10 protein-coding genes are annotated in these 10,898 nt (G+C 66.6%); 6 read left to right on the top strand and 4 right to left on the bottom strand.

The features are described from left to right. On the bottom strand, window positions 1-276 hold a 276-nt coding region (locus OS124_RS0123210; protein ID WP_202799088.1), incomplete at its 3' end, for a hypothetical protein. Window positions 277-465: 189 nt separating this feature from the next. Here OS124_RS0123210 and OS124_RS0123205 point away from each other — a divergent pair. Then, window positions 466-1,167, top strand: coding sequence for a response regulator (locus tag OS124_RS0123205; RefSeq protein ID WP_010142449.1), 702 nt, complete (start codon window positions 466-468; stop codon window positions 1,165-1,167). A gap of 1,106 nt (window positions 1,168-2,273) precedes the next feature. Here OS124_RS0123205 and OS124_RS25790 read toward each other — a convergent pair. Continuing rightward, window positions 2,274-2,696: a response regulator gene (locus OS124_RS25790; protein ID WP_010142448.1), complete on the bottom strand. Its 423-nt coding sequence runs from the start codon at window positions 2,694-2,696 to the stop codon at window positions 2,274-2,276. Further along, the gene (locus OS124_RS0123195; protein ID WP_010142447.1) at window positions 2,693-4,153 is read right to left on the bottom strand and encodes a sensor histidine kinase; all 1,461 of its coding nucleotides are present in this window, start codon (window positions 4,151-4,153) and stop codon (window positions 2,693-2,695) included. The genes OS124_RS25790 and OS124_RS0123195 overlap by 4 nt, the downstream gene beginning before the upstream one ends. A gap of 411 nt (window positions 4,154-4,564) precedes the next feature. On the opposite strand from OS124_RS0123195, the gene phnC reads away from it, so the two are divergent. From phnC to OS124_RS0123170, 5 genes are all read left to right on the top strand, one after another. Further along, entirely contained in the window at window positions 4,565-5,386 is an 822-nt protein-coding gene (gene phnC / locus OS124_RS0123190; protein WP_010142446.1) for a phosphonate ABC transporter ATP-binding protein, read from the top strand. A gap of 63 nt (window positions 5,387-5,449) precedes the next feature. Continuing rightward, on the top strand, window positions 5,450-6,352 hold the full coding sequence (phnD, locus tag OS124_RS0123185; RefSeq protein WP_010142445.1) for a phosphonate ABC transporter substrate-binding protein: 903 nt from the start codon (window positions 5,450-5,452) through the stop codon (window positions 6,350-6,352). Window positions 6,353-6,412: 60 nt separating this feature from the next. Beyond that, complete coding sequence (gene phnE, locus OS124_RS0123180; protein ID WP_010142443.1) at window positions 6,413-7,306, top strand: phosphonate ABC transporter, permease protein PhnE; 894 nt, start codon at window positions 6,413-6,415, stop codon at window positions 7,304-7,306. Further along, on the top strand, window positions 7,303-8,640 hold the full coding sequence (gene phnE / locus OS124_RS0123175) for a phosphonate ABC transporter, permease protein PhnE (protein ID WP_010142442.1): 1,338 nt from the start codon (window positions 7,303-7,305) through the stop codon (window positions 8,638-8,640). The genes phnE (OS124_RS0123180) and phnE (OS124_RS0123175) overlap by 4 nt, the downstream gene beginning before the upstream one ends. Window positions 8,641-8,709: 69 nt before the next feature. Further along, a complete protein-coding gene (locus tag OS124_RS0123170; RefSeq protein WP_010142441.1) occupies window positions 8,710-9,327 on the top strand; it encodes a chloramphenicol acetyltransferase in 618 nt (205 codons plus the stop codon). A 353-nt stretch (window positions 9,328-9,680) separates the two neighbouring features. On the opposite strand, the gene OS124_RS0123165 is transcribed toward OS124_RS0123170, so the two are convergent. Further along, entirely contained in the window at window positions 9,681-10,880 is a 1,200-nt protein-coding gene (locus tag OS124_RS0123165; protein WP_040607883.1) for an alpha-D-ribose 1-methylphosphonate 5-triphosphate diphosphatase, read from the bottom strand. Window positions 10,881-10,898 lie beyond the last annotated feature (18 nt).

Here is a 10,898-nt window from a genome sequence, read left to right as displayed (position 1 = left end):
CAACATCCTGTCACAGCGGCTGGCCTGGGTGATCAACATGTCGATGTGGCTGCCGACTGCGGTTGCCTGGTCGGGAGGCAGTGGCCCCATGTCTTCGCGGATCCACTCGGGGATGGTCTGGAAAGCCCGGAAGGTGGCGCGCAGGTCGTGGGTGATGATGTCGAGGAAGCTGTCAAGTTCCGTCTGGGCATCGCCAGCCATGCCGCGGGCCATGGACGATGGCCCGGGGCAGGTCGCGGCGGTCCGTTCAGGGTCGGTGTCGGTGGGGGCATTCATCATGTCTCCATCTGGAACCTGACCTGCGAAGACCGGGTTACCGAATCTGATCTCCGGTCGGGAAAGTGACTCGGACTGTCTGCTAAATCGCTGGAAATGCGAGGAAACGCGCAAGGCCTTGTTAAAGGATTGGCAAGGCCCGATGCGGAAACCTGAAGCGGGACTGGATCCGGTGAGAAGGAGGATGCGATGGAGGTATTCAAAAACGAGCCGGAGCGACTCCCGGTCATGGCTCCGGCGACGGGTGTCTTCGCGGTGCCGCCTGAACCCGAGCCGCCCCTGATCGACGTGCTGGTGCTTGATGACAGTCGCTTCGACGCGATGCAGCTTCAGAGAGAGTGCCGCTCGACCGATTTGCCAGTGCGTGTGTCGATTGCCACCGGAATCGATGAATTTCGCCAGATGCTGCAAGCGCGGCGCTACCATGTCGTCTTCATTGACTATCTTCTGCCGGACGGTGATGGCCTCGCGGCGCAAGAGATCCTGCGCGGGGGCGAAAAGAACGGACAGTCCCCGGTCGTGATGATCAGCGGCGAGGCGCGGCACGACGTTGCCGTCGAGGCGATCCGGCGCGGGTGCATCGATTACAAGGCGAAGTCCGACCTGACGCGCGAGGCACTTAAGGGGCTGATCCTGCGGGCGCTGGAAGAGGGCAGCAAGATCGCCGAACAGACACTCCGCAGAGCGCTTCAGGCTCAGCGCGAAGAACTGGTGGCGGCCATGCGAGAGATCGTTCGTGAAGAACTGAGCCGGGGGACGGGGCATCACGATCCCGGTGCCGAAACCCTGCGGATGCTGCGCTCCTACGGTCTGGTGCCCGATGGCGGCGACAGGGACTGGGGCGATCTGACCGAGGATCCGGCAATGCAGTTCATTTTCCGAAAGCACTGAGGGAAGAGGACGGTCCGGGTCCGACCCCTGTAGTGCGATGGTCCGGACGGGCAGGGTGCAGACGTGCAGCTTGGCTCGTCGTCCAGACAGTTGCAGCGCATCTTGCCAAGATGCGCCATGTGTCGCTGGCGCTGGGGCGCTAACCCGCTGCCCGGGCGTCTCCCTCGCAGAAGCGGCTTCTGCGATCTCGCCGAAGGCCCATCGGCTGCCCTTTGCCCGATCCCGGCGGATGGCCTGTGTTTTCGAGAGAGGGGCCCGTCTGCTCGGGTGGCATGGGCGCTGCGGGTCCTCCATGGGTCAGATTGACCCTTTGCGACATGTCGTCAGGCCGGTCGCGTGACGGAAAGCGCAAGAGGACCTGCGGGATAGCTCAGCAATCTCTGAACACGAATTGGGGCTGGCGCCAGGCTCCGTTCGGGCCGTGGTGGGGCGTCCATGCTGTTGTCGCTTCTTCTTGTTTCTGACCCGCCGTTGCAGGACCATGTCTTCGAACGGGGGCGGGAGGCATCTTTTAAGGGCCAAGCAACAGAGCGCCGCCTTGCACCGCTGATCCCGGGAAGTCCCGGCCTCTGGTTCTCGTCTGCCCTAACCTCTGAGCCGGGAGAGGCCGGCCGGCAAAAAGGCTCTTGCGGGTCACAGGCCGGGTCGAGCAGTCAGGAGAGTTTTGCTCCCCTCCCTGAGCAGTCCGCGCAGCCTCAAGCTGGCCCAACTGGCGCAGGAGTTCATCTCTGTCGCCCGCGTCTGGGGCGGGCCGTTGTGGCGGTTGGTCTGGGGCAAGGCGTCAGGCCGATCCGCCTTGCGCTGATCACCGCCGTCGGGCTGAGAAACGCCACCCAGCAGGGTCGCGGACGAACCTCGGCCCGCGACGGGTGCGTGCGTTTCCAGGGGAGACGCGCGGGAAAGATCCATGCCACCGCTGACCGGTATCAAGTGCGTCACTGCACCGGGATTGCCCGGGGGATGACGGCGGGCAATCTCCCGGCGATCTCGCGCCTGGGCGTCTGACAGCAGCCTGCCTCGGAACAGGCGCCCCGCATGGGAGCTTGCCGGCTCTCGGTCCGGGCGGGGCAGCGGGCAGGGCCGCCGTGCCGGGGCAGGCGAGACTGTCAGAGGTATCCCCGTGCCCGGTAGGTTTCCAGGATCTCGGCGATGGCGCTGTCATTGATCGGCTTGGTGAAGAAATGTTCGACGATACCGCTGGCCTGCGAGCGCTCCACGTCCCTCTCGTTGTCGGACGAGGAAAACATCGCAACGATCTGCCCCGAGGAATTGGCCTCGTCCCGGCGCCGCTTCAGCTCTTCTATGGTTTCGAAACCGTCCAGTTCCGGCATGTTGATGTCCAGCAGGATGAGTTCGGGCAGGGCCGGCAGGGGCTGGTCCATGCGATCATGCGAGAAGTAGCGGCGCAGGAACTCGGCCCCGTCGGCGGATTCCTCGACTGGGCTGAAATGGCCGCTCTTGGCCAGGCGCCGCCGCGCGATATAGCGGTCCGACTCAACGTCGTCGACGATATAGGTCGGGATCATCATGAGACTCTCCGAAGGGGAAGGGTGAGGGTGAAGCAGGTGCCCTCGGGGGAACTGTCGAGCCGGATGCTGCCGCGCAGCCGGCGAACGTGTTTCTGCACCAGGGTCAGGCCCAACCCATGGCCGGTGCTCTTGCCCGAGCGGCGGAACAGCTCGAAGACCCGGGCCTGATCCTGCTTGGGAATGCCGATCCCGTTGTCGCTGACCGACAGTTCCAGCCTTTCGGGGGCATGGCGCAGGCGTAGCTCGACCCAGGGCGACTCTTTCGTGGGGTCCTGGAAGCGGCAGGCGTTGGAGAGCAGGTTCTCGATGGCGGTCAGCAGGGTCTGACGCTCGGTGATATAGTCCGCGGGGCCGTCCGAGACGATGCAGAAGGCGGGTTTGGCCAGCCCGTCGCAGGTCAGGTCGTCCCAGATTGCCGTGGCGGCTTCGGTCAGGTCGACGGGTTCGGGCGGCATGGGGTCGAGGCCGGCACGGGCCAGGGTCAGCACCTGTTCGACCTTGCGGATATTGCGTCGCGAGGTCTTCAGGGCCTCGGTGATGTTGCGGGTGCATTCTTGGGTTTCGCCCTCGGCCAGGTCCTCCAGGCAGAGTTCCAGCAACCCGGCGATCGTGGCCAGGGGCGCGCGCAGGTCGTGGCTGGCGGAATAGGCGAACTGGGTCAGCTCTTCGTTGAGGGCCGAGAGATGGGCGTTGCGTTCTTCCAGCTCGCGCTCCTGGGCCATGATCTGGCTGAGGTCGACCAGGGTGGCCATGATGCGTTGCCCGCCGACCCCGTCGATCGGGGTCAGGGCGATATGGACCGGGGTGCGCCTGCCATCCAGGCCGACCACATGCAGATCCCGTCCCTCGGTCATCGCACGGGGCCGGGAGGCGTTGACATAGCTCTGGCGATAGACGGCATGCTGGACGCGGAATTCGGTCGGCACAAAGCTGTCGACATTGCGTCCGACAAGCTCTGCCGAGACCCCGCCGAGCAGCGCGCAGGCGGCAGAGTTGACCAGCTCTATCGTCCCGTCGGGGGCGACCATGACCATGGCCGTGGCGGCCGCGTCCAGCGCCTCGCGCAGGCGCCTTTCGCCGAGACGGCGTTCCGAGATGTCGACGACGGTGGTGAAGACCATGGTGCGCCCGCCCAGGGGCACCGGCGACAGGCCGATCTCGACCGGGACAAACGAGCCGTCGGCGCGTTGTCCGTAGACCTCGCGGCCCTGGCCCATCTCGCGCCGGATAGGGCGCCGATTGAACGCCTCGCGCAGGATCGGGTGCCGGGCCTGCGAGGACAGCGGAACCAGCTGCTCGACGTTCTGCCCGATCAGCGCGCGATCGGGGTAGAGGAAGAGCTGGTCCAGCGCTGCGTTGGTCATGGCGATGCGGCCTTCGGGGCCGACCAGAAGGGCGGGCACGGGCGAGAGGGAGACCGCCAGCTTGAAGCGTTCGAACAGCTCGTCCTGGGGCACGGTCGCAAGATCATGCCCGGACGGGTCCGGCCCCCGGGGCGGCGGCTGGGGTCCCTGGTCCGTGGCGGATGAGCCGGTGAAAGGTGCCATAATTCAGTTCTCGATTGCCTGCTCGGTAAGGGGGGCTTCCGACTTGGTCCCCGCCGGGGCGCCGGATGGCCCATGTGCCTGCTGCCCTGCCTGACGCGGCAGCCGCCGCCCGGAGCGGTCTCCGGCAGGGGTAACGATACGTTCCGATAGCTTACCGTTGTCTTAAAATCAGGCGGGGGTCCGAGGCAGACCGCACAGGATTTTACTTTTCCCCCGGAAATCCCTCCCCACCGGGCTGCGTTACAAAACTATAATAAATACGATACATTTTCGTTTTGCTTCGCCCGTAGCACCCGCCCCAAGGATCTAGGGGATGACTACGTGCTTCGCATCGAGCAACTGACCAAGAAATTCGGCCGCAACACCGCTGTGGATGCGGCCAGCATCCATGTCGCGAAACCGGCGATGATCGGCATCATTGGCCGCTCTGGCGCCGGCAAATCGACGCTGCTGCGCATGCTGAACCGCCTCGAGGACGTGTCCTCGGGCAGCATCTCCTTCGAGGATCGTGAGATCAGCGGGCTGACCGGTGCAGCCAAGCGCGCCTGGCAGGCCGAGTGCGCGATGATCTTCCAGCAGTTCAACCTGGTGCCGCGCATGGACGTGGTTTCGAACGTGCTGCACGGCACGCTGAACCGCCGGTCGACCTTCGCCACGCTGTTCAACCTCTACCCGAGCGAGGACATCCACCGCGCCATCGACATTCTCGACCGCCTGGGCATTGCCGAGCATGCGCCAAAGCGCGCCGAGGCGCTTTCGGGCGGGCAGCAGCAGCGTGTCGCCATCGCCCGCGCCCTGATGCAGGACCCGAAGATCATCCTGGCGGACGAGCCGATTGCCTCGCTCGATCCGATGAACGCCCAGGTGGTGATGGAGGCCCTGCGCCGCATCCACGAGGAAGACGGCCGCATGGTCATCGCCAACCTGCACACGCTGGACACCGCGCGCCGCTATTGCGACCGCGTCATCGGCATGCGTGCCGGGCGCATCGTCTTCGACGGCACCCCCGAGCAGCTGACCACCGACATGGCGCGCGAGATCTACGGCGCCGATGCGAGTTTCTCGGAAGAGGCCACCTCGACCGAGATCGACGCCCTCGACCGCTCTGCCGTCAAGGCGGCCGTGGCGAAGGCGCTTGCCTGAACGACCCTGCATTTCATCTGCCGCGGCGCGACACCGGCCGGGGCACATCAAGGAGCTGAAAAGATGAAAAAACTGATCGCGGCCGCCCTGGCCACCACTGCCCTGACCGGCGCCGTGCAGGCCCAGGAAATCACCGAGTTCCGTCTCGGCATCCTCGGCGGCGAAAACGCCCAGGACCGCATGGCCAGCAACCAGTGCTATGCCGACAAGATCGCCGAAGCCCTCGGCGTCGAAGTCCAGGTCTTCACCCCGGCCGATTACAACGGCGTGATGCAGGGCCTGCTGGGCGGCACCATCGACGCGGCCTGGATGGGCGCCTCGTCCTACGCCGGCACCTTCATCGCCGACGCCGAGGCGGTCGAGCCGGTGCTGGTCAAGCAGAACCTCGACGGCTCCATCGGCTACTACTCGATCGGCTTCGCCCGTGCCGACAGCGGCGTGACCTCTCTGGAAGACCTGCAAGGCAAGAAATTCGGCTTCGGTGACCCGAACTCGACCTCCGGCTACCTGATCCCCTCGGTCGAGATCGACGCGGCCGGCTTCTCGATGGAGCCCGGCGCCTTCTTCGGCGACGTCGTCTTCACCGGCGGCCACGAGCAGACCATCGTCGCAGTCAACAACGGTGACGTCGACGCCGGCGTGACCTGGGCCGACGGTCTGGGCAACTGGGAAGACGGCTACAACTCGGGCGCCCTGCGCAAGGCCGTGGACGCCGGCCTGGTCGACATGAACGACCTGGTGCAGATCTGGCAGTCGAACATCATCCCCGAAGGTCCCTTCGTGCTGCGCAAGGCCCTGCCGCAGGACGTCAAGGACAAGGTCACCGAGCTGACCGCCAACCTCTGGGAAGAAGACGCCGACTGCGCCTATGGCGTTGCCGCCGGCGATGCGAAGGACTTCATCCCGGTGACCCATGCCGAGTACGAATCCATCGTCGCCGCACGCCGCTCGGTGATCAACAACTGATCCGACACGACCGAAAGGGTCCGCAGATGCGCGGGCCCTTTCCCTTTTCCGGGACAATCCATGCCTGACCAGACCGCTCATGGCGCAGGGGGCTCTGCCCCGGCCGCGCAGATCCGCGAAAGCTACATGGCGCAGACGCGCCGCAAGCGCCTCTACGGCGGCGTGCTGCTTGCCATCTTCATCGCCCTCATGATCAGCGGCTTCATGACCGCCGACAGTCGCAACGCGGGTGGGTTCTGGGAGGGGCTGCACCAGATCTTCGACTTCCCGGCCGCGGTGCTGTCCGAGGCCGGCGAGAAGATCACCGAGCTGCCGGGCAACCTGGTCAAGTATCTTCCCGCCCTGGTCGAAACCCTGAACATCGCCGCCGTCGCCACGCTGATCGGCGCCATGGGCGGCATCCTGCTGTCCATGCTGGCGACCCGGGGGCTGGCGCGCTGGCCGCGGCTGATCCCGCTGTTCCGCCGCATCCTCGACGTGATGCGCGCGGTGCCCGACATCGTGATCGCCCTGGTGCTGATCTTCGTGCTGGGCGGCGGCCCGGTTCCGGCGATGATCGCCATCGCCTTCCATACGGTCGGCGCCCTGGGCAAGCTGTTTTCGGAGGTGAACGAGAACGCCTCGCTGAAACCCGTCGACGGGCTGGCCTCGGTCGGGGCGAACTGGTCGCAGCGGATGATCCTCGGGGTCATGCCGCAGGTCGCGCCCAACTACCTCAGCTATGCGCTGCTGCGCTTCGAGATCAACATCCGCGCCTCGGCCATCCTCGGCTTCGTCGGCGCCGGCGGCCTCGGCTACGAGCTGAAAAACGCCATGGCCTGGGGCATCGGGCGCTACGACGAGGCGGCGGCGATCTTCCTGCTGCTCTTCATCACCATCGTCGCGGTGGACCAGATCGGCAGCGTGCTGCGCGACCGGCTGACCCACGGCCGCAAGGAGGAGCTTCTGGCATGAGCCTGGCAACCGACCCCATGACCGCCTCCGTTTCGGCCGCCGGCCTGAAGGCACGCGCCGACCACCTGTTCCGTGCCAAGCGCCTGCGCGCCTTTGCCCTGCCGGTGCTGGCGCTGCTCTATCTCGCCTATGCCTTCTTCGCCTTCGACGTGACGGGGCTGGTGGAGCGTGCCCGCCCCGAGAACGGCGCGATCCTGATGCGCGACATCTACAGCTACAAGACCCATGTCGAGCGCGACAACCGCAGCGGCGAGATCAGCTATGCCATCGAGGGCGAGCGCAAGGGCCAGTACCCCGAGGGTACGCGGCCCGAGTGGGTCACCGTCGCGGGCGATGTGACCACCGTGGCCATGCCGCAGGGGCATGAGCTGCGCTACTATCCGGACCATGTCGAATACGACATCCCGGGCTATGGCACGATCAGCGCGCGCTCCAGCGCCCGTGGCGTCGATGCCACCTATCCCGAGGGGCCGCTGCCCGACTATATCTCGGCCGCCGCGAACCGGGTCATGGTGACCACCGATGCGGGCCGGGTGACGATCACCCGCAACCGCACCGAGGTCTTCCGCTACTTCACCGGCTGGGAGCTGTTCTTCTTCACCCTGCAGAGCCCCTATCACGGCATGGGCTTCCAGGAGCTGGCCGGCCATGCGCTGAACGGCGAGGCGGGGGCGATCTGGCACGACTTCTGGTACAACGAGATGTGGCGCCACGCCGATGTCGCCTGGGCGCTGTTCGAGACGGTGCTGATGGCCTTCCTGGGCACCTTCGGCGCCGCCATCGTGGCCCTGCCGCTGGCTTTCCTGGCGGCGCGCAACTTCACCCCGCTGATGGTGGTGCGCCAGGCGGCGCGGCGTCTGTTCGACCTGTTCCGCGGCGTGGATGCGCTGATCTGGACCATCGTGCTGTCGCGCGCCTTCGGCCCCGGCCCGATGACCGGCGCCCTGGCAATCCTGCTGACCGACACCGGCAGCTTCGGCAAGCTCTTCTCGGAGGCGCTGGAAAACGTTGACGAGAAGCAGATCGAGGGCATCCGCTCGACCGGGGCCCGACCGGTGCAGCGCTATCGCTTCGGGGTGATCCCGCAGGTGACCCCGGTGCTGATGAGCCAGGTGCTCTACTTCTTCGAGAGCAACACCCGCAGCGCCACGGTGATCGGCGCGATCACCGGCGGCGGCATCGGTCTGATGCTGACCCAGGCGATGATCACCCAGAAGGACTGGGAAGAGGTCAGCTACTACATCCTGCTGGTGGTGCTGATGGTCTTCGCCATGGATGCCTTCTCGGGCTGGCTGCGCCGCAAGCTGATCAAGGGCGGTGAAGGCGGGCATTGATCGCCCCGCCACCGCGACACAGACTGTGCCGGAGGTCCGCCTGGGCCTCCGGTTTCATTTGAGGACACCATGGCAAGACTGAGTGCAGAAACCCCCTTCCTTCACCCCGATGTCGAGCTGACCGAGGCGCAGCTTGGCCGTTATGTCGAGATCGGCAAGGGCAGCCGGATCGCCTGGTCCAGCTTTGATGACTATGCCTACTGCGACCGCTACGCGGATGTTGCAAATGCCTCGGTCGGCAAGTTTGCAAACATCGCCGCCTTCACCCGGATCGGCGCCACGGACCATCCGCTGGACACGGCCGCCTGCCACCATTTCCTCTATCGCTCGTCCGACTACTGGGACGACGCGGAGGTGGACGAGGCCTTCTTCGAGCACCGCCGGTCCCGCCGTGCCCGGATCGGCCATGACACCTGGATCGGCAATGGCGCGATGATCAAGCCCGAGGTGACACTGGGCGACGGCGCTGTCGTGGCCTCGGGGGCGGTGGTGACAAAAGACGTCGCGCCCTACACGATCGTCGCGGGCACCCCGGCCCGGGTGCTGCGCCTGCGCCAGCCCCCCGAGGTGGCCGAGCGGCTGATGGCGCTGGCCTGGTGGGATTGGGACCACGCCCTGCTGCGCGAGCGCCTGGAGGATTTCCGCAGCCTGCCGGCGCTGGAGTTCCTCGAGAAATACGAGGGGTGACGGACCGGCAGGGTGCCCCCCGCCTTGCGGTGCGCTGCTGGCCGGGGCAGGTGGCGGGGGCAACCGATGCGGGACCCGCAGGACGGTGGCTCACCCCGCCGGGTGTGAATGGCGACAGGTAGAGGGGGGATGGGGGCTCTGCCCCCCGTCACCGGATGGAGACAGGTAGAAGGAGGAGGGGGGCTCTGCCCCCCTTCGCCGGATGGCGACAGGTAGAAGGAGGAGGGGGGCTCGGCCCCCCGTCGCTGCGCGACTCCCCCCGGAGTATTTTCAGCCTGGTGATGATATGGGGCAGGCGCGTTCCTGTCCGGCGTGGGCGCCCGGAGGAGAGAGGGCATGTGATGGCCGTGGGTCTATTCTGCGGCCATAGCGGTGCGTTGCGGCAGCGTGGCGAAACGGTGGGCAGCCTCACCTGCGAGGTGGGTGATCCGACCGCCGCAGATCGTCGCCTCGATGGCGCGGGTCTCGGCGTTGATCACCACCATGTCGGCGCGCATCCCCGGCTCCAGCCGGCCCCGGTCGGGCAGGCGCAGGATCTCGGCGGGCCGGGTCGAGATCATCTCCCAGGCGGCGGCCAGCGGCAGCAGTCCACGGTCGACCAGCGCGAAGGCGGCCTGGTGCAGCGCGGGGTAGTAGTAGTCCGAGACCAGCGCATCGCAGAGCCCGGCGCGGATCAGCTCTTCGGCAGCGATATTGCCGGACTGCGAGCCGCCGCGCACCACGTTGGGTGCACCCATCAGGATCGGGTCGCCGACCGCGCGGGCCAGGGCCGCCGCCGATCGGGCGGTGGGAAACTCGCAGATCTTGGCGCCGATCATCGAGAAGGTTTCGCGGGTTTCGCCATCGGGGTCGTCATGGCTGCCGTAGGTCACGCCCAGGGCGTCGAACTGCTCGGCCAGGCGGCAGAGGAAACGCGGCACCTCGCGGGCTTGGCGGCGGGCCTCCTGGACGATCTGCATGTGCTCCGGCAGGCTGCGCCCGGCCTTCCTGGCCCAGATCATCAGGTCCTCGCGGCGGGTCTCCATCATCTGCACCGCCTCTTCGAGGTGGTTGTTGAAGACGACGTAGTCGATGCCGTGGTCGCGGATCGCCGCCAGCAGGCGGGATTCGGTTTCGACGGTGTGGGTCTCGCAGCGGATCTGCACCCGCAGGTCGGTCAGTGCGTGATCACGCCGGTAGAGCGCAAGCGCCGCCAGCAGATCAAGCGTGAACTCGGGGCCACGCGCACCGCCCTCCCAGGACCAGCTCTGCGCCAGCCAGGCGGTCGTGACGCCATTGGCGGCCGCCTCTCGGTCGGTGGCACGCAGCCCGGTCTCGATCGGGAAGGGGGCCGAGGGGCGCGGCGCGATGTGGCGCTCGAAGGCGTCGCCGTGCAGGTCGACGATCCCCGGCAGCACGAGGTAGCCGCTCAGGTCGACCTCGGGCAGGGGGCCGCGGGTGATCCGGCCCTCGGCGAAGGCGATCGAGCGGGCCTGCAGGGCGCCGTCGCGCAACACGGAGGCGCCGGTCAGGCGCAGGCTCGGAAAGGAAACTGGGGACAATGACACTGGCATGGCTCTGCTCGAACTCTT

Source organism: Oceanicola sp. S124 (genome assembly GCF_000220565.1).
Taxonomy (GTDB): Bacteria; Pseudomonadota; Alphaproteobacteria; order Rhodobacterales; family Rhodobacteraceae; genus Pseudooceanicola.
The sequence above is the reverse complement of the archived record's forward strand: the minus strand, read 5'-3'. Positions and strand labels throughout refer to the sequence as shown.